Raw genomic sequence first — 23,955 nt, 5'->3', positions numbered from 1 at the left:
GCCCTGTTTCAACTGTTCCGTGCCCGAGCCTGCCGCCATGTCCGAGCTTCCCGACCTTTCGCAGATTGCGCCCACCCTGAAGGCTGAAATCCTGGCCGAGGCGCTACCCTACATTCGCCAGTATCACGGCAAGACCGTGGTCATCAAATACGGCGGCAACGCCATGACCGAAGAGCGCCTGAAGCAAGGCTTCGCGCGCGACGTGATTCTGCTGAAACTGGTCGGTATCAATCCGGTGATCGTTCACGGCGGCGGTCCGCAAATCGACCAGGCGCTGAAGAAAATCGGCAAACAGGGCACGTTCATCCAAGGCATGCGCGTCACTGACGAAGAGACGATGGAAGTCGTCGAATGGGTGCTCGGCGGCGAAGTGCAGCAGGATATCGTCACGCTGATCAATCATTTCGGCGGCCACGCGGTCGGCTTGACCGGCAAAGACGGCGGCCTGATCCACGCGCGCAAGATGCTGATGCCGGATCGCGACAATCCCGGCCAGTATGTCGATATCGGCCAGGTCGGCGAAGTCGAGGCGATCAATCCGGCGGTCGTGAAGGCGCTGCAGGACGACGCGTTCATTCCGGTGATCTCGCCGATCGGCTTCGGTGAAGACGGCTTGTCCTACAACATCAACGCGGATCTGGTCGCAGGCAAGCTGGCAGTCGTGCTGAACGCCGAAAAGCTTGTGATGATGACCAACATCCCCGGCGTGATGGACAAGGAAGGCAATCTGCTCACCGATCTGTCGGCGCGTGAAATCGACGGCCTGTTCGCCGACGGCACGATCTCCGGCGGCATGCTGCCGAAAATCTCGTCGGCACTGGATGCAGCGAAGAGCGGCGTGCGTTCGGTGCACATCATCGACGGCCGGATCGAGCATTCGGTGCTGCTGGAAATTCTCACCGAACAACCGTTCGGCACGATGATCCGTTCGCATTGATCCCCGCTTCGAGCACGGCATGCACGGCGCGTCCAACCTGCGCGCCATGCATGTCCCCACGCACGCTCGCGACGTCGATCGGTACACCACGCGCCGCCCAATCGCGCGAAAATAAACACCTCTGTCCTCCCGCCGCCCGCAACGCGAACCGCTCGCGTTCGTCGCACGGCGCGGCAGCACGCCGCTAGCCGGCTCCTCTTATCATGCGCACTCCCACTTCCCGGCGCCGTCGTCCGCACATCGCAGGCGGCCGTCCGGTCTGGCTGTTCGATCTCGACAACACGCTGCACCACGCGTCGCACGCGATCTTTCCGGCAATCAACCACGCGATGACGCAGTACATCATCGACGCGCTGCAAGTCGAAATCGACGAAGCCGACCGCCTCCGCACCGGCTACACGCAGCGCTACGGCGCGACCTTGCTTGGGCTCGCGCGGCACCATCCGCTCGATCCGAACGATTTCCTGAAGGTCGTGCACACGTTTCCCGATCTGGGTTCGATGATCCGCCATGAGCGCGGGATCGCGCGCCTCGTCGCGGCGCTGCCCGGCCGCAAGATCGTGCTGACCAATGCGCCGGAAGCCTATGCGCGCGCCGTGCTGGCCGAACTGCGCATCGAGCGCCTGTTCGAGCAGGTGATCGCGATCGAGCACATGCGCGACCGTCGCGGCTGGCGCGCCAAACCCGACCACGCGATGCTGCGCAAAGCGATGCGCGATGCGCACGTGTCGCTCAAAGACACGATCCTCGTCGAAGACACGCGCTCGCATCTGAAGAGCTATCGGCGGCTCGGCATCCGCACCGTGTGGATCACTGGCCATCTGCCGCGCAAGCCGCATGCGGACGGCGTGCCGACGCGTCTGCCGGGCACCGGCCGGCCGCACTATGTCGACCGATGCATTCGTTCGTTAAAATCGTTACGACTGGGCACCCGCTCGGTGCGACTGAAGGGACGACAGACATGCAGCCGATCGACAAGCCTGACGAAGCCGTAGCCGAACACGAGCCCGAACCCGCGGCAAACCCGCGTGCGCCGCGCCTGAAGCCGGGCGAGCGCCGCGTGCACATCCTCCAGACGCTCGCCGCGATGCTGGAGGCGCCGAAGAACGAAAAGATCACCACGGCGGCGCTCGCCGCCCGCCTGGGCGTCTCGGAAGCCGCGCTGTACCGGCATTTCGCCAGCAAGGCGCAAATGTTCGAAGGGTTGATCGAGTTCATCGAACGAACCATCTTCGGCCTGATCAACCAGATCGCCGACAAGGAAAGCAACGGCGTACTGCAAGCGCGTTCGATCGCGCTGATGCTGCTCAATTTCCCCGCGAAGAATCCCGGCATGACGCGCGTGCTGACATGCGAGGCGCTGGTCGGCGAGCATGAGCGGCTGACCGAACGCGTCAATCAGATGCTGGAGCGGGTCGAGGCGTCGTTGAAGCAGTGTCTGCGGCTCGCTCAAATGGAGGCCGGCGCAACCGCCGACGCGAGCGCCGGGAGCGTGAACCATGGCGTCCCGCTGCCCGCCGGCTACGATCCGGCGATTCGCGCGAGCCTGTTGCTGAGCTATATCATCGGCCGCTGGCACCGCTACGTGCGCAGCGGCTTTGCGCGCCCGCCCGCCGAACACGCCGACGCCCAGTTGCTGCTGATTCTTCAGTAGTCCGCGCGGGCGTGCGCGGTCTCATACGAGCGCCGACGACGCTGCCACGCGAGAATTTCCGCTATACTTTGCGCCTGACTGCGGCCCCTCGATGCGCTTGAGGCCGCAATCCAGAACACTCTGAACATCTCACGCGCCGATTTGCTGACTCGATTGCGGGCGCGCGAACTGCCGGGAACCATCCCGGGGTTCATTACAAATGCGGCTAAAGAGGTCGTCAGCCCCGCACACAGTCGCCTCCTCCGTGCTTTGCCGACGCCGTCTAGCCGCCCTCTTTTGTTAAATGGCGGAATGAATGGAATCGATCGGTATCGTCGCTCCCCAAAAAATGCATTTCAGCGAGCCGCTGCGCTTGCAGAACGGCAGTTCGCTCGCCGGTTACGACCTGATGGTCGAGACCTACGGCACGCTCAACGCCGCGCGCAGCAATGCCGTGCTGGTGTGTCACGCGCTCAACGCTTCGCACCACGTGGCGGGCGTGTATGCCGATAATCCGAAGGACATCGGCTGGTGGGACAACATGGTCGGTCCGGGCAAGCCGCTCGACACCAACCAGTTCTTCGTGATCGGCGTGAACAACCTGGGCTCGTGCTTCGGCTCGACCGGCCCGATGAGCATCGATCCGGCCACCGGCAAGCCGTACGGCGCGACGTTTCCCGTCGTGACGGTCGAAGACTGGGTCAATGCCCAGGCGCGCGTCGCCGATGAATTCGGCATCACGCGCTTTGCCGCGGTGATGGGCGGCAGCCTCGGCGGCATGCAGGCGCTCGCGTGGAGCATGATGTATCCGGAGCGCGTCGGCCATTGCATCGTGGTCGCCTCCACGCCGAAGCTCTCCGCGCAGAACATCGCCTTCAACGAAGTGGCGCGCTCGGCGATCCTGTCCGACCCCGACTTCCACGGCGGCAACTACTACGCGCACAATGTGAAGCCGAAACGCGGCCTGCGCGTCGCGCGGATGATCGGCCACATCACCTATCTGTCGGACGACGACATGGCCGAGAAATTCGGCCGGGCGCTGCGCCGCGCGGAAGGCGCGGTGGACGAGTACAACTTCAACTTCGACGTCGAATTCGAGGTGGAGTCGTATCTGCGCTACCAGGGCGACAAATTCGCCGATTACTTCGACGCGAACACCTATCTGCTGATCACCCGCGCGCTCGACTATTTCGATCCGGCCAAGGCCTTCGACGGCGATCTGACCGCCGCCGTCGCGCACACCACCGCGAAATACCTGATCGCCAGCTTCTCGACCGACTGGCGGTTCGCGCCGGCCCGCTCGCGTGAACTGGTGAAAGCGCTGCTCGACCACAAGCGCACGGTGACCTACGCGGAGATCGACGCGCCGCACGGCCACGACGCCTTCCTGCTCGACGACGCGCGCTATCACAACCTGATGCGCGCCTATTACGAACGCATTGCGAACGAGGTGAACGCATGAACCAGCGAGCTCTCGATTATCTGGCGCTGCGCCCGGACTTCCGCGCGATCGCCCGCTGGGTCGAACCCCGTGCCACCGTGCTCGACCTGGGCTGCGGCGACGGCTCGCTGCTGTCGCTGCTGACTGAAGAACTGGACGTGCAGGGCTACGGCATCGAAATCAACGACGCCGGCGTGCTGGCGTCGACGCAAAACGGCGTCAATGTGATCCAGCAGAACCTGGAAGACGGCCTGCGTCTCTTCGAGGACGCCAGCTTCGACTTCGCGATCCTCTCGCAGACGCTGCAAACCATTCATCAGACGGCCGCGATCCTGCGCGAGACGGTGCGGGTGGGCAAGGAATGCATCGTCTCGTTTCCGAATTTCGGCTACTGGGCGCACCGGCTCTCGGTGTTGCGGGGCCGCATGCCGGTGTCGAAGTCGCTGCCTTTTCAGTGGCACAACACGCCGAACGTGCGGGTGCTGACCATCAAGGATTTCGAGGCGCTGGCGCCGGAGGTGGGCATCGAAATTCTCGACCGCGTGGTGCTGCACGACGGCCAGGCGGTGCGGTGGGGCGTGAACTGGCGTGGTAGTCTTGCGGTCTATCGCGTCAAGAAAAGCTAACGCAAGTTATCCACATGTCGAACCCGCCGCACGAGGCGCCTGCACTTACCGCTCACGAAGAACATCCCGGCTGGCGCGCGTTCCTGAATACGCGCATGCTGATTTGCGTCTTTCTCGGCTTTACGTCCGGACTGCCGCTGTTCACGCTCGTCTATCTGGTGCAGGCGTGGTTACGCTCAGAAGGCGTCAATCTGAAGGAAATCGGCCTGTTTGCGCTGATTCAGTTCCCGTACACCTGGAAATTCGTCTGGGCGCCGCTGATGGACCGCTACGTGCCGCGTTTTCCGGGCTGGCGGCCGGGCAGACGGCGCGGCTGGATGCTGGTCACGCAGATTCTGGTCGCCGGTGCGATCGCCACACTCGGCTTCGTCTCACCCAAAGACGCGATCTGGACCGTCGCGGCCTTGACAGCGTTGGTCGCGCTCTTCGGTGCGAGCCAGGACATTGCGATCGACGCCTACCGGCGCGAGCTGCTGAGCGACACGCAGCAGGGTCTCGGCAATGCGGTGCATGTGAACGCTTACAAAATCGCCGCGCTGGTGCCGGGTTCGCTGGCGCTGATTCTGTCCGATCATTTGCCGTGGACCACCGTTTTCATCGTCACCGGTGCGTTCATGCTGCCCGGCATGATCATGACGCTGGTAGTGCGCGAACCCGAGGTACACGGCACGCCGCCCAAGAATCTGCGCGAAGCGATCGTGCAGCCGTTCAGCGAATTCATTCAACGCGACGGCTGGCGCGGCGCGCTGTTCGTGCTCGGCTTCATCTTCCTGTACAAGCTCGGCGATACGATGGCGACCACGCTGTCCACGTCGTTTTTCCTCGACATCGGCTTTTCACGTACGCAGATCGGCGTGATCGCGAAGACCACCGCGTTTGGCGCGAGTCTCGCGGGCGGGATTGTCGGCGGAATCTGGCTGATGAAGATCGGTATCGGCCGCGGCCTGTGGATCTTCGGCATCCTGCAGATGGTGTCGACGCTCGGTTTTGCCTGGCTCGCGCATCTCGGGCCGGCCTCGCCCGGTCTGACTGCGATTTACGACATCGCCGTCTGGGTAAGCCAAGGCGCGACCAGGCTCCTGGCCGTGGTGGGCGTCGACTGGGCCGTGCAGCTCGAACCGCGCTCGGTCGCGCTCGCACTCGTGTACGGCTTCGAAACCTTCTCGACCGGTCTGACCATGGCGGCCTTCACCGCCTACATCGCCAGCACCACCGATCCTCGCTACACGGCCACCCAGTTCGCGCTGTTCACGAGCCTGGCTTCGGTGCCGCGCACGCTGGCTTCAGCGGCAAGCGGCTACGTGGTCGCGAAGATTGGCTGGTTCGACTACTTCATCGTGTGTACCGCGCTGGCGCTGCCCGGCATGCTGCTTCTGCTGCGGATCGCCCCTTGGAGAAACCAGTCGTGACGGTGCGTCTGCCAAAGCGCGTGATGCGCGCGGATGCCTCTTCGGCCGCCTCCCGCAAGGCCAGCCGCGCCGTGTTGCATGCTGCAATGGCGTTCGGCTATGCCGGCGTCACGCTCGCCACTCCGTTGAGCGCACACGCGACGGCGACGGCGACGGCAACGCCCGCGGCCGCCACCAGTGCGCCGACGCCGGCCACCGTGCCGGCGGCAAAATCGGCGCTGAGCGCGGCCGGCCCCGAGAACCCGGCACCGGCGGCGCCCGGCGCGAATAACGCTGCAACCGCCGGCAGCGCACCCGCCGCCACACCGCCGGCTTCACCGCCGCCCGCGCCGCAGCCTGCGCCGGTAACGGCCAAGACGCCCGCGCCTACCGCACTGCCGCCCACCGCCGCAAAAGCGCCCGCCGCCACATCGGCGCCCGGCGCTTCAACCTCGCCTGGGGCCTCGTCGTACGGTCCGAACTCGCAATTGCGCTACGGCGGCTATGTGGTGTTCCGCAACCTGATTCCGTCGCCGATGCTCGAGGCGCAAGCCGCCGAAGAGTTCGACCAGATCGCGCGTGGCGCCGACCACGCGAACCGTCTGTACGGCGACACCAACGCGCACGTCACGCGCGTGCGTTCGATCACCGACAAGCTGATCCCTTACTCGCTGAAATGGAACGAGCGGGCGAAGGGCTGGAAGTGGGATGTGGCGGTGGTGCGCTCGTCCGATATCCGCATGTACTGTCTGCCGGGCGGCAAGATCGTCGTGTATAGCGGACTGCTCGACCGCGTGCGGCTGAACGACAACGAACTCGGCATGCTGATCGGCCACGAGATCGCGCACGCGTTGCGCGAGCATGCGCGCGAGCGGCTCGGCGAGCAACAGGCGGGACAACTGGGTTCGTCGGGCGCGATTCCGCAGCTGTTCGGGCTCGCCGATCTCGGCGCGGCGCCGCTCGGCATCGGCTCGCAGTTGCTGGAAATGAAGTACGAGAGCACCGACGAAACCGAAGCCGACGTGATCGGCAGCGATATCGCGTCGCGCGCCGGCTTCGATCCGCGCGCGGCGGTCACGCTGTGGGACAAGCTGGCGACGGCAACGCGCAGCAATCGCGAGCAAGGTTTCATCTATGTGCATCCGTACACGCAGGCGCGCCGCCAGGATATCGTCAAGCGCTTGCCGGACATGCTGCCGCTCTATGCCAAGGCAGCCGGCAAAAGCGTGGACGCGCTGCCGGACTATGCCGGTATGGGTCGTCCGCGCCGCAAGTTGGTCCGCGATTGAGTTTGGCGAGCCGCGCGTTCGCGGCTCGCTCGTCGTGCTTGCCGTGCTTGCGGCTCAAGCGGCTCAAGCGGCTCAAGCGGCTCAAGCGGCTCAAGCGGCTCAAGCGGCGCTCATTCTGTGATTACTTCTTGAGCTTGTGGTCGTAATCGACGGTCAGCGGCGCGTGGTCGCTGAACTTGATATCGCGGAACACGTCGGTGCGCTTCGCCTTGCCGGCAATGCCCGGTGTCGCGATCTGATAGTCGATCCGCCACCCGACGTTCTTCGCATACGCCTGGCCGCGATTGCTCCACCACGTGTACTGTTCCGGCCGCTGATCGAGCGTGCGGAACACGTCCACGTAACCGACTTCGTCGAACAGTCTGGTCAGCCACGCGCGCTCTTCCGGCAAGCAGCCTGAGTTCTTCTGGTTGCTCTTCCAGTTCTTGATGTCGATCTCTTTGTGGACGATGTTCACGTCGCCGCACACGATCACTTCACGCTCTGTGGTCAGTTCCGCGAGATGCGGCATGAACTCGTCCATGAAGCGGTACTTGGCCTGCTGGCGCTCATCGCCGCTCGAACCCGACGGCACATACACCGACACGATCGACAGCTTGCCGAAACGCAGTTCGACATAGCGCCCTTCGGCGTCGAATTCCTCGCTGCCGAAACCGATCACGACTTCGTCCGGCTCATGACGCGTGTACACGCCCGCGCCGCTATAACCCTTCTTCACCGCATGTTGAAAATAGCCGGTGAAATCGTGCGGCGCCATGAATTCGGGCGTCATGTCGTCCTGCGAGCATTTGATTTCCTGCACGCACAGCACGTCGGCTTTCTGTTCGCCGAACCAGTCGAAAAAGCCCTTCTTCGCCGCTGAGCGGATGCCGTTCAGGTTCGCGGTAATCACACGCAACATGTCGTTCCTCTTATGTTCAATTCGTTCAGTTCGTTCAATTCACGGCCAGGCCGAAGGACAGGTCACTCGACCCTGACGCCCTTCAGCGACTCTTTGGGCGGCGGATATTCGAGTTTCAACCCTTCGAACGTGCGCAACAGCAACTCGGCGATCATCACGTTGCGATGCGTCTTCGAATCGGCCGGAATCACATACCACGGCGCGTAATCCATCGACGTGGCGGCCAATGCGTCGAGGTACGCCGCCTGATACTTGTCCCACTGCTTGCGCGCGTCGAGATCGGACACATCGAATTTCCAGTGCTTGCTCGGATCGTCGATCCGCGCTTGCAGACGCGCACGCTGCTCGTCTTTCGAAATGTGCAGCATGCACTTGATGATGGTCGTCCCGCTGTATGCCAGCATCTCCTCGAACTGGCGAACGTGGCAGCAGCGTTGCTCGAATGCTTCGGCGCTCAGGTCGCCGAGCACAGTGGGCACCAGCAGATCTTCATAGTGGCTGCGGTTGAAGATGGTCAGCTCGCCGGCCGCCGGCACTTGTGCATGCACGCGCCACAGGAAATCGTGCGCCATTTCGACGGGCGTCGGCGCCTTGAACGGCACGATGCGCAAACCGAGCGGATCGACTTCATGAAACACCGCGCGGATCGTGCCGTCCTTGCCGCTCGTGTCCATGCCTTGCAGCACCAGCAACATGCGACGCTTCTGCTGTGCGTGCAGGCGCTCCTGCAACGTGTCGAGCTTCGCACCGATCTCCGACAAACGCGCGCGGTCGCCCTCTTTTGAACCGCTCGAAAACGGCTTCGCGGCCGGATCGAAATCGTCGAGTGAGAATTTGCTCTTCTTCTTGCCGTCGTCGAAATACGGTACGCGGAAATCGTCGAGTTCGGGTTGCTTCGCCATTCACACACTCCGTGATCTGCGTTTAAACGTGCGCGCAAAATGAAACGGGCCGTTGCCCCACTTTCGTTTCCGGCAACAGCCCGTGGCGGCTAAAGCGTGCGCTTCAGCCGCGTTTCTTCAACTGAGCTTCCCCTCAGCTTCAACTCAGGACAGCTTCTTCTTCAGCAGTTCGTTCACCTGCGCCGGATTGGCCTTGCCCTTGGTCGCTTTCATCGCCTGGCCGATCAGCGCGTTGAACGCCTTTTCCTTGCCGGCGCGGAATTCCTCGACCGATTTCTGGTTCGCGGCGAGCACTTCGTCGATGATCGCTTCCAGCGCGCCCGTGTCCGAAATCTGCTTCAAACCCTTCGCTTCGATGATGCGATCGGCAGCGGCTTCGTCGGTGGCCTTCTCTTCCCAGATCACGAGGAAAATTTCCCTGGCGATCTTGTTCGAGATCGTGCCGTCGGCGATACGTTGCAGCAGCAATGCGAGTTGCGCCGCCGAAACCGGGCTCCCGGCGATATCCAGGTCCTCGCGATTCAGTTGCGACGACACTTCGCCCATCAGCCAGTTTGCCGCGACCTTGGCCTGCGCCTGGCCGACCTTCTGCACTACCGCTTCGTAGTAAGCCGCCATCGCCTTGCTCGACGTCAGCACGTTGGCGTCGTACGGCGTCAGGCCGTATTGCGACACGAAGCGCTGCTGGATCGCCACCGGCAGTTCCGGCATCTCGCTCTTCACGCGCTCGACCCACGCCGGATCGATCACCAGCGGCATCAGATCGGGATCGGGGAAATAGCGGTAATCGTGCGCGTCTTCCTTGCTGCGCATCGAGCGCGTTTCGCGCTTGTCCGGATCGTAAAGACGCGTTTCCTGCACCACCGTGCCGCCGTCTTCGATCAGCTCGATCTGGCGGCGCACTTCGTACTGAATGGCTTCTTCGAGGAAGCGGAACGAGTTCAGGTTCTTGATCTCGGCGCGCGTGCCGAATTCCGCCTGGCCGACCGGCCGCACCGACACGTTCGCGTCGCAACGGAACGAGCCTTCCTGCATGTTGCCGTCGCAGATGCCGAGCCAGGTGACGAGCGTGTGCAGCGTCTTCGCATACGCCACCGCTTCAGCCGCGCTGCGCATTTCCGGCTCGGTGACGATCTCGAGCAAGGGCGTGCCGGCGCGATTCAAATCGATGCCGGTCATGCCCGCGAAGTCTTCGTGCAGCGACTTGCCCGCGTCTTCTTCGAGGTGGGCGCGAGTCAGGTTGACGACCTTCTCGTACGCTTCCTTGCCCGCTTTTTCGTTGGCCGGCACTTGAATCGTCACCTGGCCGCCCTGCACGACAGGAATTTCGTACTGGCTGATCTGATAGCCCTTCGGCAGATCAGGGTAGAAATAATTCTTGCGCGCGAAGATGCTGCGCGGCGCCACCGTCGCGCCGATCGCAAGGCCGAACTGAATCGCACGCTCCACCGCGCCGCGGTTCATCACCGGCAGCGTGCCCGGCAAAGCGAGATCGACGGGACACGCCTGCGTGTTGGGCGCGGCGCCGAATTGCGTGGCGGCGCCCGAGAAAATCTTCGATTTCGTCGACAGTTGCGCGTGGGTCTCCAGACCGATCACGACTTCCCATTGCTTGGTCATGGTGTTCACACTCCTGCCGGTGCTTTGCGGTGCCAGTCGGTCGCGCGCTGGAACGCGTCGGCCACCTGCAGCATCCGGGCTTCATTGAAATAGTTGCCGATGATCTGCAGACCCACCGGACGCTGCGCATTCGCGCCCGCGCCGAAACCGCACGGCACGCTCATGCCCGGCAAACCGGCGAGACTCACCGACAGCGTGTAGATGTCAGCGAGATACATCTGCACCGGATCGTCGCCCTTCGCGCCGATGTCCCACGCCACTGAAGGCGCCACCGGTCCCATGATCACGTCGCACTGCTTGAACGCTTCCTGGAAATCCTGCGCGATGATGCGGCGGATCTTCTGCGCCTGCAGGTAGTACGCGTCGTAATAACCGTGCGATAGCACATAGGCGCCGACCAGAATGCGGCGCTTCACTTCCGGGCCGAAACCTTCGGCACGCGACTTCTTGTACATGTCGAGCAGATCGCGATATTGCGCGGCGCGATGGCCGAAGCGCACGCCGTCGAAACGCGACAGATTCGACGAAGCTTCCGCCGGCGCGATCACGTAGTACACCGGGATCGACAGTTCGGTTTTCGGCAGCGAGACTTCGACCAGCGTTGCGCCGAGCGCTTCGTATTGTTTCAGCGCGGCGTCGATCGAGGCGCGCACGTCGTCGGCGAGACCTGCGCCGAAATACTCTTTCGGCAGGCCGATGCGCAGGCCGGCGAGCGGCTTGTCCGCGCCATCTTCTCGCCACGTCTTACCGAGGTAGCGCGTGAAGTCTTCGTCATCGCGCGTGAGGCTCGTCGAATCGCGTTCGTCGAAACCGGCCATGGCGTTGAGCAGCGTCGCGCAATCCGCGGCGGTTTGCGCCATCGGGCCGCCCTGGTCCAGCGACGACGCGAACGCGATCATCCCGTAACGCGACACGCGGCCGTAGGTCGGCTTGATGCCGGTGATACCGGAAAACGAGGCCGGCTGACGAATCGAGCCGCCGGTATCCGTGCCGGTTGCCGCGGGCGCGAGACGCGCCGCCACGGCCGCCGCCGAACCGCCGGACGAACCGCCCGGCACGGCCTGACGATCCCACGGATTCTGCACCGGGCCAAAGTACGAATTCTCGTTGGACGAGCCCATCGCGAACTCGTCCATATTGGTCTTGCCCACACACACCATGCCGGCATTCTGCAAGCGCGCGACCACCGTCGCATCGAACGGGCTTTCGTAGTTCGCGAGCATCTTCGAGCCGGCGGTGGAGCGCCAGCCCTTCGTCACGAACACGTCCTTGTGGGCGATCGGCAGGCCGACCAGCGGGCCGGCGTGGCCGGTGTGGAGCAGCGCGTCGGCGGCTTTCGCCTGCGCGAGCGTCAAATCGGCGTCGACCTGAATGAACGCGTTCAGGCTGTTGGCCGCGTCGATCCGCTTCAGATACAACTGTGCCAGTTCGACTGCGGAGCATTCCTTGGCAGCGAGTGCGGCACGCAGTTCGGTCAAGCTTTTTTCATGCATTGCGTTTCATCCTGAAGAGCGCGGCAGCGTGGGCAACGCTGCCGTGGAGGCATTCGGCTGCCCGCCGGCAAGCCAAGCCGAGGAGGCCGGATTCAGTGGACGTGCGAGCGCGAATCGGTCAGGCGGCGATCCGCTGGGCGGCGATCCGCTGGGCGGCGATCCGCCGGGCGGCAGTCCGCTGGGCGGCAGTCCGCTCGCACACCGCACCGGGCTTTATTCGATCACCTTCGGCACGAGGTACAGGCCGTCCTGGACAGCCGGCGCCGGGTGCTGGAAAGCTTCGCGTTGAACGGTTTCGGTTACGGCGTCTTCACGCAGACGCAGCGCGACGTCTTCGATCTGTTCGATCGGATGGGCAAGCGGCGCGATGCCGGTGGTATCGACTGCCTGCATCTGCTCGACGAGGCCGAAGAAATCATTGAGCTGGGCAAGCGTGTGCTCAGCGTCGGCGTCGGCCAGTTCGAGCCGCGCAAGATGCGCGATGCGTTTAACATCGGTCAGGGTCAGAGCCATGCAGTCACCGGAAAATGTGGTGGACCGCCGCAGCGCGGAAAAACAATGCTGCGACAGCGGGTTACGACACTGGAGGAACGCCTCGAAAAAGGGGCCAGCGGCGGCAAAAAGTGCCGTCCGTTTCCTTCAAAACAACCAAAATTATAAGGTATCATTACGCGTTCGACCCAAACCCGGACCGACTTACCCAGGCCTTTCTGAACAATTCCCACGGATAGTTCGGATTTCGCCGACATGGCTTTGCTCCGGCCTCCGGTAGACTCCCCCGCAGCTTCAAGTTCCTGTGGCGCCGCTTCCGCCCGGTTGAAGCTGTTATTTTTTCCGCTGCCGCCCTGCGCATACGTTGCGAGGCCCGGCGCCAAGCGAGACAGGATTTTGAATGTTCGGTTTTTTGCGCAGCTACTTCTCCAACGATCTGGCGATTGACCTTGGCACTGCCAACACGCTCATCTACATGCGTGGCAAGGGTATCGTTCTCGATGAACCGTCGGTGGTCTCGATCCGCCAGGAAGGCGGCCCCAACGGCAAGAAAACCATTCAGGCAGTCGGTAAGGAAGCCAAGCAGATGCTCGGCAAGGTGCCGGGCAACATCGAGGCGATCCGCCCGATGAAAGACGGCGTGATCGCCGACTTCACCGTCACCGAGCAGATGATCAAGCAGTTCATCAAAACTGCTCACGAATCGCGCATGTTCTCGCCGTCGCCGCGCATCATCATCTGCGTGCCGTGCGGTTCGACCCAGGTCGAGCGTCGTGCGATTAAAGAAGCGGCGCACGGCGCCGGCGCATCGCAGGTCTATCTGATCGAAGAACCCATGGCCGCCGCCATCGGCGCCGGCCTGCCGGTGTCGGAAGCCACCGGCTCGATGGTCGTCGATATCGGCGGCGGCACGACCGAAGTGGGCGTGATCTCGCTCGGCGGCATCGTGTACAAGGGCTCGGTGCGCGTAGGCGGCGACAAGTTCGACGAAGCCATCGTCAACTACATCCGCCGCAACTACGGCATGCTGATCGGCGAACAAACCGCTGAAGCCATCAAGAAGGAAATCGGCTCCGCGTTCCCGGGTTCCGAAGTCAAGGAAATGGAAGTGAAGGGCCGCAATCTGTCGGAAGGCATCCCGCGCAGCTTCACGATCTCCAGCAACGAAATCCTCGAAGCCCTCACCGATCCGCTGAACCAGATCGTGTCGTCGGTGAAGATCGCGCTCGAACAAACGCCGCCGGAACTCGGCGCGGACATCGCCGAGCGCGGCATGATGCTCACGGGCGGTGGCGCACTGCTGCGCGATCTGGACCGCCTGCTCGCGGAAGAAACCGGCCTGCCGGTGCTCGTCGCCGAAGACCCGCTGACGTGCGTTGTGCGCGGCTCGGGCATGGCGCTCGAACGCATGGACAAGCTGGGCAGCATCTTCTCGTACGAGTAAGCGAGCCCGTCTCCATGCCAGTAGCGCGGATCAGGCAAACGGCCCCTTGTGGGCCGGTTTGCCGTTGGCTGGGCCTACCAGCCGCCGCGCACTGAACGCGCGTCCCCCGCGCGCCGCCGTCTCACCCAACCGCTCACGCCCCCGGCGCCGACCATGGAATACAGTCCGCCGCCCCTGTTCAAGCAAGGCCCGTCCGCGCTCGCACGGCTGGTGTTTTTTGTCGTGCTGGCGCTCGCCCTGCTGATCTCCGACGCACGCTTCAAAACGCTCGAAATCGTTCGCGGCGTGCTCGGCGCGGGTCTTTATCCGTTGCAACGCGCCGCCCTCGTGCCGCGCGACGTCTTCATGGGCGCGGCCGACCTGGCCGTGACCAGCGCCACATTGCGCCACGAAAACGAAAAGCTGCGCACCAAAGATCTCCAGCTGTCGCAACAAGCCAATACGGCTGCCGAACTGGCCGCCGAAAACACTCATTTGCGCGCGCTGCTGCAGCTGTCGCAGCGCGCGACCACGCAATCGCTGCCCGCCGAAATCCAGTACGACACGCGCGATCCGTTCACGCAGAAGGTGGTGATCGGCCGCGGCGCGCAACAAGGCATCCAGAACGGCTCGCCGGTCGTCAACGAAGACGGCGTGATCGGCCAGGTGACGCGCGTGTTCCCGCTGCAGGCCGAAGTCACGCTGCTGACCGACAAGGATCAGGCGGTGCCCGTGCAGATCGTGCGCACCGGTTTGCGCAGCGTGATTTACGGCACGCCGAAGGGCGATACGCTCGATCTGCGCTTCGTGCCGATCAGCGCCGACGTGCAAGCCGGCGACGAGCTCGTCACCAGTGGGCTCGACGGCGTGTATCCGCCAGGTTTGCCGGTGGCGAAGGTGGTACGCGTCGATAAACAGGCCGACACGGCGTTTGCGCGCGTGATCTGCCTGCCGGTCGCGCCGGTGCGCGGCGCGCGCCAGGTGCTGGTGCTGCACTACCTGAACAATGTGCCGCCGCGTCCGGCGGAAGAGCCCGATGCGGCCGCCGCCGCGAAAGACGCGAAGAAGAAAGGCGCGAAGGCCGCGGACAGCAAGGCCGCCGCGGACAAGAACGCCGCGAAGCCCGCTGACAAGCCGACCGCCAGGGGCGCTGACAAAACCCCGCCCGCCAAACCCGCCGCCGCGGACAAGAAACCGGCCGCCGACATGAGCGCCAAGCCGCAAGCCACGCCGGGGGCGAAGCCATGAACCGTCCGCAATACATCCTGCAGCCGGTCAATCCGTACTTCATCGCCTTCAGCCTCGCCGCAGCGTTTTTGCTGAACCTGATGCCGTGGGGACGCTTCGCCGGCGTGCCCGATTTCGTGGCGCTGGTGCTGCTGTTCTGGAACGTGCACCAGCCGCGCAAGGTCGGCATGGGCATCGCGTTTTTCCTCGGTTTGCTGATGGACGTGCACAACGCCAGCCTGCTCGGCGAACATGCGCTGGCTTATACGCTGCTGTCGTATGGGGCGATTACGATCCATCGCCGCGTGCTGTGGATGTCGCTCGGCGTGCAGGCCTTCGCGGTGATGCCGCTGCTGGTGATCGCGCAACTGGTGCCGTTCGTGATCCGTCTGCTGATGGGCGCGGCGTTTCCGGGCTGGAGTTACCTGATCGACGGCTTCGTCGAGGCTGCGTTGTGGCCGATCGCCAGCATGCTGCTGCTGATGCCGCAGCGCCGCCCGGCCGATCCGGACGATACACGGCCGATTTGACCACGCATCGAGCGAACCGGCCGTTCTGATGGAACCTGCACTCCCGGCCCGCTCGACGCGCATCGCTGTTCATGCCTTCCGGTCCCGGCCGGATTGGGCGCACACTCATGATGGCCGTCACGCGGCCTTTTGCAGAATCGCATGACCGAATTCAAGGACACTCAGCAACAGCTCTCGAAGTTCCGCCTGCGCGTCGCAGCGGCGGGCCTGTTCGTGTTCGTGTGCTTCGGGCTGATCGGCTTCCGCTTCCTGTTCCTGCAGGTCTGGCACTACAGCAAGTACTCGCTGCAAGCGGACGAAAACCGCATCTCGGTCGCGCCGATCGTGCCGAACCGCGGCATCATCACCGACCGCAACGGCGTGGTGCTGGCCAAGAACTACTCGGCGTACACGGTCGAAATCACGCCGTCCAAGCTGAACGATTCGCTCGAAAACGTGATCGACAATCTGTCGACTGTGATTTCGATCGACGCACGCGACCGCCGCCGCTTCAAGAAGCTGCAGGAAGACTCGAAGAACTTCGAGAGCCTGCCGATCCGCACCCGCCTCACCGACGACGAAGTCGCGCGCTTCACCGCGCAGCGGTTCCGCTTTCCGGGCGTCGAAGTGCGCGCGCGCCTGTTCCGTCAATATCCGCTCGGGCCGACCGCGGCGCACGTGATCGGCTACATCGGGCGGATTTCGCAGCGCGACCAGGAGCGCATCGACGACGCCAGCGATCAGAACGACAGAGATCCGGAGCACTACGATCCGCGTCTGGACGCGAACAACTACAAGGGCACCGACTACATCGGCAAGATCGGCGTCGAGCAGAGCTACGAAACGGAACTGCATGGCCAGACCGGCTTCGAGGAAGTCGAAGTGACCGCCGGCGGCCGTCCGGTGCGCACGCTGTCGCGCACCCAGGCGACGCCCGGCAACAACCTCGAGCTGTCGCTCGATATCGGCTTGCAGCAGGTCGCTGAACAAGCCTTCGCGGGGCGCCGCGGCGCGCTGGTCGCGATCGAGCCGTCGTCGGGCGACGTCCTCGCATTTGTGTCGGCGCCGAGCTTCGATCCGAATTCGTTCGTCGACGGCATCGATCAGCAGACCTGGGACGAACTGAACAACTCGCCGGACCACCCGCTGCTGAACCGGCCGCTGCACGGCACCTATCCGCCGGGCTCGACCTACAAGCCGTTCATGGCGCTCGCCGCGCTGACGCTGCACAAGCGCACGCCGGGCTGGGGCTTCCAGGATCCGGGCTCGTACACGTTCGGCGGCCACACGTTCCGCAACGACATCCGCTCGGGCCAGGGCTGGGTCGACATGAACCGCGCGATCGTCGTGTCGAACGACACGTATTTCTACATGCTCGCACACGATCTCGGCGTCAACGCGATTGCCAACTTCATGAAACCGTGGGGCTTTGGCCAGATCACCGGCATCGATATTTCGGGCGAAGCGCGCGGCATCCTGCCGTCGACAGAATGGAAGCGCAAGGCGTATCGCAAGCCCGAGCAGCAGCGCTGGTACGAGGGCGAAACGATCAGCCTGGGCATCGGCCAGGGCTACAACTCGTTCACCATTCTCCAGCTCGCTCACGCCACGGCGACGCTCGCGAACAACGGCGTCGTGATGAAGCCGCACCTCGTGCGCGATATCGAAAACCCGATCACGAAGGACACCCGCGCGGTCGTGCGCGATCCGAGCGACAAGATCGCCGTGAAGCAGTCGGACATCGACGTCATCAAGCAGGCGATGCAAGGCGTCGTGACGAACGGCACAGCGTCGAAACTGTTCATCGGCGCGCCGTATCTGGCGGCCGGCAAAACCGGCACCGCGCAGGTGTATTCGCTGCAAGGCGCGAACTACAAGGGCCACGCGATCGCCGAACATCTGCGCGACCACGCGCTGTTCATCGCATTCGCGCCCGCCGAGCAGCCGAAGATCGCGCTCGCGCTGGTCGTCGAGAACGGCGGCTGGGGCGCGGAGGCGGCCGGTCCGGTCGCACGGCGCGTGCTCGACTATTACCTGGTCGGCCGGATGAAGCCGGGCGCCCAAGCGGCGGCCGTAGAGGCGGCAGCCTCGGCGACACAGGATGCATCCGCGCCCGAAGTGGGTGACGCACCGACGCCGCAAGAAGCGGCGCAGCCGGTCAAGATCGCGGCGGGCTTCACCGCGCTGCCGATGCCCGGCGCCGCTTCGGCGGCCGCGGCGGCCTCGGCTGCGGCTGCCGCGTCGGCTCCAGCCGCGACGTCGGCGCCTGCTGCCTCGGTTGCGGCATCTTCTGGTGCATCGGCCCCCGGTGCATCGGCCTCCGGTGTATCAACGACCGTTGCCGCGTCTGCGTCCAGCGCCGCAAAGAATCCGCCGCCGCGCAAGTCCGGCGGCCCGCGTAAGCCCCGCCCGAGCAGCGAAGCGGCGCCGAGCGCCGCCGCACGCCCCGGAGGAAGTCCCCTTGGGGAACCGTCGCGGGATGACGGCATTCAGTCCACGTCGCTACGCCAGCCGGTTTCCGGCGGCATCGACGAGTAAGGAGAACGGCATGCAATTCGACAAGCGCGCCTGGCTCGACCGCATCAAGCGAATGTTCGCGGGCTTCGATCGCCCGCTCGCGCTGATCGTGTTTCTGCTGTTGTGCGTCGGCATCGTCACGTTGTACAGCGCGAGCCTGGACGTCCCTGGCCGCGTGGAAGACCAGTTGCGCAACATCATGCTGACGTTCGTGCTGATGTGGGCGCTCGCCAATGTGCCGCCCACCACGCTGATGCGCTTCGCGGTGCCGCTCTATACGTTCGGTATCGCGTTACTGGTCGCGGTGGCGCTGTTCGGCTTGACGCGCAAGGGCGCCAAGCGCTGGATCAACGTCGGCGTCGTGATCCAGCCGTCCGAGATTCTGAAGATCGCCACGCCGTTGATGCTCGCCTGGTACTATCAGCGCCGCGAAGGCGTGATGCGCTGGTACGACTATCTGGTCGGCCTGCTTATCCTCGCCGTGCCGGTCGGTCTGATTGCCAAGCAGCCCGACCTGGGCACCGCCGTGCTGGTGTTCGCCGCCGGTTTCTTCGTGATCTACTTCGCGGGGCTGAGTTTCAAGCTGATCGTGCCGGTGCTGATTGCCGGCGTGATCGCGGTCGGTTCGATCGCCGCGTTCCAGGACAAGATCTGCCAGCCTGAAGTGCAGTGGCCGTTGATGCACGACTATCAGAAGCACCGCATCTGCACGCTGCTCGATCCGACCTCCGACCCGCTCGGCAAGGGCTTCCACACGATCCAGGCGGTGATTGCGATCGGCTCGGGCGGCCCGCTCGGCAAAGGCTGGCTCAAGGGCACGCAGGCACATCTGGAGTTCATCCCCGAGAAGCACACCGACTTCATCTTTGCGGTGTTTTCCGAGGAGTTCGGGCTGGCGGGCGGCCTCGTGCTGCTGACGCTCTATATGCTGCTGATCGCACGCGGCCTGTATATCGCGGCCAATGGCGCGACGCTGTTTGGACGCCTGCTGGCCGGTTCGCTGACGATGGCGTTCTTCACCTACGCGTTCGTCAACATCGGGATGGTGAGCGGAATCTTGCCGGTGGTCGGCGTGCCGTTGCCGTTCATGAGTTATGGCGGCACGGCGCTGACTACGCTGGGGGTCGCGATCGGCCTGATCATGAACGTCGCGCGGCAGAAGCGGTTGATGCAGAGTTAAAGCGGCTGAGTTAAAGCGGCAGAGTTGAAGCAGCAGAGTTAAAGCGGCAGGGTTAAAGCGGCTGAGTTGAAGCAGCAGAGCTGAAGCGACAGGGTTAAAGCCGGCCATGAACGGCTCAGAAACAAGAGGCGCGCACCGCAGGGAGCGCCCCTTTTTCATTTACTGCGGTTTCACTTCCTTCTGATCCCGCAATTGCGCGCTCAGTTGCTGATACTTCAGACGCGCCGCCGGATCGCCCTGCGCCGCCGCTGCCGCGTAGTACGCGCGCGCCACATTCAGATTCTTGTCCACACCGTCGCCGCCGCGCTCGTAGAACGAGCCGGTCACGTATTGCGCGGTCATGTCGCCGCCTTGCGCCGCCTTCTTGTACCAGACGAAGGCCTGCTTGTTGTCGCGCCCGGTGCCGCGGCCGTCGAGGAACTGGTTGGCAAGCGCCAGTTCCGCCTGCACGTGCCCCTGCTGCGCGGCCTTCAAAAACCACCGATGCGCCTCGACCGGATCGCGCCCGACGAACTCGCCATCGTCGTACATCTTGCCGTACACATACTGCGCGTGAGACATGTTCGCGTCGGCGGCCTTGCGCAGCCACTTCCTGCCTTCGTCGACATTCGCGGTGGTGCCTTCGCCGTTGAGCAGCATCATCGCGTAGTTGAACTCAGCGAGCCGGCTGCCGTGCTCCGCTGCTTGACGAAACTCGGCAAGCGCGGCCTTCAGATTACCCGCGTTGTAGTCGGCGACCGCGGTTTGCGTCTCAGGATCGTTCGACTTCGCGATCTTGTCCTGCGCATGCGCCGTCACGCTCGCCATCAACGCTGCTGCCACCGCCAGACGCACGACGACGCACTGCACCATCCCCATCATGACCTCACCTCCTGCAACGCCTGGCGAGTCGCGCGCAACATCCACATGACGTCCGCGGCCAGCGCGATAAAACGGAAACCGGCGTCGCGATACTGCTTCGCGCTCGCGACATCCATGGCAAAAATTCCGGCTGCGATGCCGGCCTTGTCGGCAGCGCTGACAATGCGCGCGGTCGCCGCCTGCACGTCGGCATGCTTCGAATCGCCGAGATGACCGAGGCTCGCGGCCAGATCGGCCGGCCCGACGAACAGGCAATCGACGCCCGGCGTCGCGGCGATCTTGTCCACTTCCTGCAAGCCGCGCGCCGACTCGATCTGCACGATGGTCGCGATCTGCGCGTTGGCCGTCTGCACGTAATCGCGCCGCATGCCGTACGACGCAGCACGCACCGCGCCCGCCACGCCGCGCAAACCGTCGGGCGCCTCGGTGGTCGGATATTGCGTGAGACGCACAGCGCGAGCCGCCGCCTCGGCGGATTCGATATTCGGGAACATCAGCGTGCGCGCGCCGGCGTCCAGCACGCGCTTGACGAGCCACGCCTCGCTCGCGGGCAGCCGCACGACGGGCTCGCTCGGCAGATGCGCGGCGGCGATCGCGCGCAATTGCGATGTGACGTCGGCGCTATCGTTAGGGGAATGCTCCATGTCGATCAGCAGCCAGTCGAAACCGGCGTGCGCGAGCGCCTCGGCAGCCGATTCGCTACCGAGCGACAGCCACAGGCCGAACAGCGGATCGGTTTCCGCCAGACGCTGCTTGAGGGGATTGGTGAAGGTGCTCATCGCCGCGCTCCCGGGCGATGGAACACATCGCCTGAAACGCGGGAAAGGACGCTGGTGTGGCGAACCTGATGGCCGCCAAGGCCGTGGCGGCCGACGTGCCTGTTGCGACGCAATGCGGTGACCGGCATGTCTCGCTCCGTGTGGTTATCGGAGCGATCATACCGTGACAATAACGCGGGGGTGGGTCGTACCGCGGGCCGTACCGTGGGTCGTACCGTGGGTCGTACCGCGGGTCGTGCTGCGGGTCGTACTGCGGGTCGTGCTGCCGACCGCAGCTTCAGTCGCGGACCACGTCGACCCAGCAGTTCGGCGTCTCGTACAGACGCACCTTGTGCAGGCGCAGATTGACGCCGTAATGCGCGTCATAGACGTTCGCGAGGATGTCGAACGCAACGGCGGCCAGGTTTTCGACCGTCGGAATGCGGTCGAGCACGACGGTCTTATGCCCCGCCATGGTTTCCAGAAAGCCGCGCACCTGCGTATCGCCTTCGTAGACGAGGAACGCATGGTCCCACTTGTCGACCAGATGCTCGACGGCGAGCGACTTCACGTCTGCGAAGTCCATCACCATGCCGCGGTCCGGCGCGCCCTCGGTGTCGACCAGGTCGCCTTGCAGCGTGATTTCGAGCACATAGCGATGCCCGTGCAGGTTACGGCACTGGCTGCGGTGGTCAGGGATGCGGTGACCCGCGTCGAATTCAAGTTTTCGTGTAATCGTCAGCACGGCAAATCAGGGAATGTTCAGATACTTGTGGGTCTGCATCGACAGGCGCCATTGCGGATGGCGTTTGCACCAGTCGATCGCGAGCCTGGTGTTGATGTCGCGCGACGGGCCGTCCATCGGCTGGACGAGGAAATACTCGAAGTCGAGCTTCGCATACTCGGACAGGCGCTGGTTGTCCTGCGGAATCACGACCTTCAGTTCGTTGCCTTTGGTGACGACGAGCGGCGCGTCAGCCTTCGGGCTCACGCAGATCCAGTCGATCGTCTCGAGCACCGGCAGCGAGCCGTTGGTTTCGATGGCGATTTCGAAATGGGCGGCATGCAGCGCGTCGACGAACGGCTGATCGATCTGCAGCATCGGTTCGCCGCCCGTGCACACCACGAAGCGTTCGCCCTCGCCTTCCGGCCACAGCGACGCGATCATCTGCACCAGTTCTTCGGCGGTGCGGTACTTGCCGCCGTTCTCGCCGTCAGTGCCGACGAAGTCCGTATCACAGAAGCGGCACACGGCTTCGGCACGATCTTCTTCGCGGCCCGACCACAGATTGCAACCGGCGAACCGGCAAAACACGGCCGGACGTCCGGCATTCGCGCCCTCGCCCTGCAATGTGTAGAAGATTTCCTTGACCGCGTACGTCATGCTGCTTTCTGCCTGTGTTCCTGAATGTGATTGCGTGTGCCGCGCGCGTCCGGACGGCACTGCTGCTTCAAACCGGCTCCGTGATCTTTTCGCCTGACAGATACGCTTCGTACCCACGCTTGCGCAAGCGGCACGCCGGGCACTCGCCGCAGCCGAAGCCCCAGGCATGCAATTCGGCACGTTCGCCGAGGTAGCACGTATGCGTTTCGACGCGCACCAGTTCGACCAGTTCGTCGCCGCCCAGCTCGTGCGCGAGACGCCACGTGTCGGCCTTGTCGAGCCACATCAACGGCGTTTCGAGCAGGAAGCGCTTGTCCATGCCGAGGTTCAGCGTGACCTGCAGTGCCTTCATCGTATCGTCGCGGCAATCGGGATAGCCCGAGAAATCCGTCTCGCACATCCCGCCGACCAGCACCTGCAAACCACGCCGATACGCGATGGCTGCGGCGATCGTCATGAACATCAGATTGCGGCCCGGCACGAACGTATTCGGCAACCCGTTCGCCGTGGCTTCGATCTCGATCTCGCGCGTCATCGCGGTTTCGCTGATCGAACCGAGCACCGACAGATCGATCATGTGATCGTCGCCGAGACGGTCGGCCCACGCCGGAAAAGCGCGCACCACGGCGTTACGAAAACCTTCGCGGCATTCGAGTTCGACCCGGTGCCGCTGACCATAATCGAAGCCGAGCGTTTCGACCGTTTCATAACGTTCGAGCGCCCAGGCGAGGCACGTGGCGGAATCCTGGCCGCCGGAAAACAGCACCAGAGCGCTACGTTTAGCGTCTTTGCGGATCACCGTGAAACTCCGTGAATGATGAGTGCCACGTCGCGCTGCGCGAGGTGCGCCATGCAAGCAACGCGGCGCGACGCGTGCCGGCACTGCTGCCGGCCCAAACCAGTATAGGCCGCGCCTTCCGCATGCAGAGTCGCTGGGCGCTTATACCGTTAATCGTCGGGCGATGGGTTCGGCGTCTGTTGCGAGCCCTGGCTTTTGCGACTGGGAAGCCTCGGAAGGCCCGCTCCAGAAAAGCGAAAGGACTTGCCTGACGCGGCGGCACCCGGTTGGCACCCGGCCGGCATTCAGGCGACACGCTCACGTGCAAGTCCTTGAACTGTCGCGATTTTATCACGCGACGCCGAACGTCGCCGGGCGCACCGCGCCCGCGTCATGCGCACAAGCCGGAAGCAATGAAAGCCCGTCAGAAAAGGAAAAGCCCCAGGAATCTTGCGATTTCCTGGGGCTGAATCCTGGTGGCCTGGGACGGAATCGAACCATCGACACGCGGATTTTCAATCCGCTGCTCTACCAACTGAGCTACCGGGCCAACGAAGAACGAAATCATATCAAAGGGTCAGCAGCACGGCAAGCCC

General features: G+C 63.8%; 22 protein-coding genes and 1 tRNA gene. 12 read left to right on the top strand and 11 right to left on the bottom strand.

The window, feature by feature from the left end; all coding sequences use genetic code 11:
- Window positions 1-37 precede the first annotated feature (37 nt).
- The 7 genes from argB (at window position 38) to AC07WT_RS00680 (ending at window position 7,314) form a co-directional block, all read left to right on the top strand.
- On the top strand, window positions 38-937 hold the full coding sequence (argB, locus tag AC07WT_RS00710) for an acetylglutamate kinase (protein WP_007179687.1): 900 nt from the start codon (window positions 38-40) through the stop codon (window positions 935-937).
- 203 nt (window positions 938-1,140) lie between these two features.
- On the top strand, window positions 1,141-1,932 hold the full coding sequence (locus AC07WT_RS00705) for a pyrimidine 5'-nucleotidase (protein ID WP_494945697.1): 792 nt from the start codon (window positions 1,141-1,143) through the stop codon (window positions 1,930-1,932).
- Window positions 1,899-2,591, top strand: coding sequence for a nucleoid occlusion factor SlmA (gene slmA, locus AC07WT_RS00700; RefSeq protein ID WP_494945696.1), 693 nt, complete (start codon window positions 1,899-1,901; stop codon window positions 2,589-2,591). Before AC07WT_RS00705 ends, slmA begins: the two co-directional genes overlap by 34 nt.
- A 295-nt stretch (window positions 2,592-2,886) precedes the next feature.
- On the top strand, window positions 2,887-4,032 hold the full coding sequence (gene metX / locus AC07WT_RS00695; RefSeq protein WP_115099355.1) for a homoserine O-succinyltransferase MetX: 1,146 nt from the start codon (window positions 2,887-2,889) through the stop codon (window positions 4,030-4,032).
- Window positions 4,029-4,637, top strand: a complete 609-nt coding sequence (gene metW / locus AC07WT_RS00690; protein ID WP_492590645.1) for a methionine biosynthesis protein MetW — start codon at window positions 4,029-4,031, stop codon at window positions 4,635-4,637. Before metX ends, metW begins: the two co-directional genes overlap by 4 nt.
- A 14-nt stretch (window positions 4,638-4,651) precedes the next feature.
- Window positions 4,652-6,046, top strand: coding sequence for an AmpG family muropeptide MFS transporter (locus AC07WT_RS00685; protein ID WP_492590646.1), 1,395 nt, complete (start codon window positions 4,652-4,654; stop codon window positions 6,044-6,046).
- A gap of 23 nt (window positions 6,047-6,069) precedes the next feature.
- Complete coding sequence (locus AC07WT_RS00680) at window positions 6,070-7,314, top strand: M48 family metallopeptidase (RefSeq protein ID WP_494948357.1); 1,245 nt, start codon at window positions 6,070-6,072, stop codon at window positions 7,312-7,314.
- Window positions 7,315-7,435: 121 nt separating this feature from the next.
- On the opposite strand, the gene AC07WT_RS00675 is transcribed toward AC07WT_RS00680, so the two are convergent.
- From AC07WT_RS00675 to gatC, 5 genes are all read right to left on the bottom strand, one after another.
- Window positions 7,436-8,215 carry an exodeoxyribonuclease III gene (locus AC07WT_RS00675; RefSeq protein WP_492590649.1) on the bottom strand — a complete coding sequence of 260 codons (780 nt, stop codon included), beginning with the start codon at window positions 8,213-8,215 and terminating at the stop codon, window positions 7,436-7,438.
- 62 nt (window positions 8,216-8,277) lie between these two features.
- Window positions 8,278-9,117: a PPK2 family polyphosphate kinase gene (locus AC07WT_RS00670; protein ID WP_494945695.1), complete on the bottom strand. Its 840-nt coding sequence runs from the start codon at window positions 9,115-9,117 to the stop codon at window positions 8,278-8,280.
- 144 nt (window positions 9,118-9,261) lie between these two features.
- On the bottom strand, window positions 9,262-10,737 hold the full coding sequence (gene gatB / locus AC07WT_RS00665; protein ID WP_494945694.1) for an Asp-tRNA(Asn)/Glu-tRNA(Gln) amidotransferase subunit GatB: 1,476 nt from the start codon (window positions 10,735-10,737) through the stop codon (window positions 9,262-9,264).
- Between the two features lie 5 nt (window positions 10,738-10,742).
- On the bottom strand, window positions 10,743-12,230 hold the full coding sequence (gene gatA, locus AC07WT_RS00660; RefSeq protein WP_494945693.1) for an Asp-tRNA(Asn)/Glu-tRNA(Gln) amidotransferase subunit GatA: 1,488 nt from the start codon (window positions 12,228-12,230) through the stop codon (window positions 10,743-10,745).
- Window positions 12,231-12,443: 213 nt separating this feature from the next.
- A complete protein-coding gene (gatC, locus tag AC07WT_RS00655; RefSeq protein ID WP_494945692.1) occupies window positions 12,444-12,743 on the bottom strand; it encodes an Asp-tRNA(Asn)/Glu-tRNA(Gln) amidotransferase subunit GatC in 300 nt (99 codons plus the stop codon).
- A 379-nt stretch (window positions 12,744-13,122) separates the two neighbouring features.
- On the opposite strand from gatC, the gene AC07WT_RS00650 reads away from it, so the two are divergent.
- The 5 genes from AC07WT_RS00650 to rodA all read left to right on the top strand — a co-directional run bounded on the left by AC07WT_RS00650 (window position 13,123) and on the right by rodA (window position 19,578).
- Window positions 13,123-14,166: a rod shape-determining protein gene (locus tag AC07WT_RS00650; RefSeq protein WP_004189550.1), complete on the top strand. Its 1,044-nt coding sequence runs from the start codon at window positions 13,123-13,125 to the stop codon at window positions 14,164-14,166.
- 153 nt (window positions 14,167-14,319) lie between these two features.
- Window positions 14,320-15,393, top strand: a complete 1,074-nt coding sequence (mreC, locus tag AC07WT_RS00645; protein ID WP_494945691.1) for a rod shape-determining protein MreC — start codon at window positions 14,320-14,322, stop codon at window positions 15,391-15,393.
- On the top strand, window positions 15,390-15,902 hold the full coding sequence (gene mreD / locus AC07WT_RS00640; RefSeq protein ID WP_494945690.1) for a rod shape-determining protein MreD: 513 nt from the start codon (window positions 15,390-15,392) through the stop codon (window positions 15,900-15,902). Before mreC ends, mreD begins: the two co-directional genes overlap by 4 nt.
- Window positions 15,903-16,043: 141 nt before the next feature.
- On the top strand, window positions 16,044-18,419 hold the full coding sequence (gene mrdA / locus AC07WT_RS00635) for a penicillin-binding protein 2 (RefSeq protein ID WP_494945689.1): 2,376 nt from the start codon (window positions 16,044-16,046) through the stop codon (window positions 18,417-18,419).
- Between the two features lie 10 nt (window positions 18,420-18,429).
- A complete protein-coding gene (rodA, locus tag AC07WT_RS00630; protein ID WP_494945688.1) occupies window positions 18,430-19,578 on the top strand; it encodes a rod shape-determining protein RodA in 1,149 nt (382 codons plus the stop codon).
- Between the two features lie 159 nt (window positions 19,579-19,737).
- On the opposite strand, the gene AC07WT_RS00625 is transcribed toward rodA, so the two are convergent.
- The 6 genes from AC07WT_RS00625 to AC07WT_RS00600 form a co-directional block, all read right to left on the bottom strand.
- Window positions 19,738-20,439, bottom strand: coding sequence for a tetratricopeptide repeat protein (locus tag AC07WT_RS00625; protein WP_492590658.1), 702 nt, complete (start codon window positions 20,437-20,439; stop codon window positions 19,738-19,740).
- The gene (locus AC07WT_RS00620; RefSeq protein ID WP_494945687.1) at window positions 20,436-21,218 is read right to left on the bottom strand and encodes an HpcH/HpaI aldolase family protein; all 783 of its coding nucleotides are present in this window, start codon (window positions 21,216-21,218) and stop codon (window positions 20,436-20,438) included. The genes AC07WT_RS00625 and AC07WT_RS00620 overlap by 4 nt, the downstream gene beginning before the upstream one ends.
- A 277-nt stretch (window positions 21,219-21,495) precedes the next feature.
- Window positions 21,496-21,939: a 6-carboxytetrahydropterin synthase QueD gene (gene queD / locus AC07WT_RS00615; RefSeq protein ID WP_492590818.1), complete on the bottom strand. Its 444-nt coding sequence runs from the start codon at window positions 21,937-21,939 to the stop codon at window positions 21,496-21,498.
- Window positions 21,940-21,948: 9 nt separating this feature from the next.
- A complete protein-coding gene (queE, locus tag AC07WT_RS00610; RefSeq protein ID WP_492590660.1) occupies window positions 21,949-22,581 on the bottom strand; it encodes a 7-carboxy-7-deazaguanine synthase in 633 nt (210 codons plus the stop codon).
- Between the two features lie 67 nt (window positions 22,582-22,648).
- Window positions 22,649-23,380 carry a 7-cyano-7-deazaguanine synthase QueC gene (gene queC / locus AC07WT_RS00605; protein WP_494945686.1) on the bottom strand — a complete coding sequence of 244 codons (732 nt, stop codon included), beginning with the start codon at window positions 23,378-23,380 and terminating at the stop codon, window positions 22,649-22,651.
- A 453-nt stretch (window positions 23,381-23,833) separates the two neighbouring features.
- Window positions 23,834-23,909 (bottom strand) — tRNA-Phe (locus AC07WT_RS00600).
- Between the last annotated feature and the right edge of the window lie 46 nt (window positions 23,910-23,955).

Source organism: Paraburkholderia sp. GW821-FHT02A12 (assembly GCF_059422005.1).
This window is presented reverse-complemented; position numbering and strand designations above follow the sequence as displayed.

Excerpts from the sequence above, each read along its gene's own strand:
- argB (WP_007179687.1), top strand. The coding sequence starts at position 38 with ATGTCCGAGCTTCCCGACCTTTCGCAGATTGCGCCCACCCTGAAGGCT.
- AC07WT_RS00705 (WP_494945697.1), top strand. The coding sequence starts at position 1,141 with ATGCGCACTCCCACTTCCCGGCGCCGTCGTCCGCACATCGCAGGCGGC.
- slmA (WP_494945696.1), top strand. The coding sequence starts at position 1,899 with ATGCAGCCGATCGACAAGCCTGACGAAGCCGTAGCCGAACACGAGCCC.
- metX (WP_115099355.1), top strand. The coding sequence starts at position 2,887 with ATGGAATCGATCGGTATCGTCGCTCCCCAAAAAATGCATTTCAGCGAG.
- metW (WP_492590645.1), top strand. The coding sequence starts at position 4,029 with ATGAACCAGCGAGCTCTCGATTATCTGGCGCTGCGCCCGGACTTCCGC.
- AC07WT_RS00685 (WP_492590646.1), top strand. The coding sequence starts at position 4,652 with ATGTCGAACCCGCCGCACGAGGCGCCTGCACTTACCGCTCACGAAGAA.
- AC07WT_RS00680 (WP_494948357.1), top strand. The coding sequence starts at position 6,070 with ATGCGCGCGGATGCCTCTTCGGCCGCCTCCCGCAAGGCCAGCCGCGCC.
- AC07WT_RS00675 (WP_492590649.1), bottom strand. The coding sequence starts at position 8,215 with ATGTTGCGTGTGATTACCGCGAACCTGAACGGCATCCGCTCAGCGGCG.
- AC07WT_RS00670 (WP_494945695.1), bottom strand. The coding sequence starts at position 9,117 with ATGGCGAAGCAACCCGAACTCGACGATTTCCGCGTACCGTATTTCGAC.
- gatB (WP_494945694.1), bottom strand. The coding sequence starts at position 10,737 with ATGACCAAGCAATGGGAAGTCGTGATCGGTCTGGAGACCCACGCGCAA.
- gatA (WP_494945693.1), bottom strand. The coding sequence starts at position 12,230 with ATGCATGAAAAAAGCTTGACCGAACTGCGTGCCGCACTCGCTGCCAAG.
- gatC (WP_494945692.1), bottom strand. The coding sequence starts at position 12,743 with ATGGCTCTGACCCTGACCGATGTTAAACGCATCGCGCATCTTGCGCGG.
- AC07WT_RS00650 (WP_004189550.1), top strand. The coding sequence starts at position 13,123 with ATGTTCGGTTTTTTGCGCAGCTACTTCTCCAACGATCTGGCGATTGAC.
- mreC (WP_494945691.1), top strand. The coding sequence starts at position 14,320 with ATGGAATACAGTCCGCCGCCCCTGTTCAAGCAAGGCCCGTCCGCGCTC.
- mreD (WP_494945690.1), top strand. The coding sequence starts at position 15,390 with ATGAACCGTCCGCAATACATCCTGCAGCCGGTCAATCCGTACTTCATC.
- mrdA (WP_494945689.1), top strand. The coding sequence starts at position 16,044 with ATGACCGAATTCAAGGACACTCAGCAACAGCTCTCGAAGTTCCGCCTG.
- rodA (WP_494945688.1), top strand. The coding sequence starts at position 18,430 with ATGCAATTCGACAAGCGCGCCTGGCTCGACCGCATCAAGCGAATGTTC.
- AC07WT_RS00625 (WP_492590658.1), bottom strand. The coding sequence starts at position 20,439 with ATGATGGGGATGGTGCAGTGCGTCGTCGTGCGTCTGGCGGTGGCAGCA.
- AC07WT_RS00620 (WP_494945687.1), bottom strand. The coding sequence starts at position 21,218 with ATGAGCACCTTCACCAATCCCCTCAAGCAGCGTCTGGCGGAAACCGAT.
- queE (WP_492590660.1), bottom strand. The coding sequence starts at position 22,581 with ATGACGTACGCGGTCAAGGAAATCTTCTACACATTGCAGGGCGAGGGC.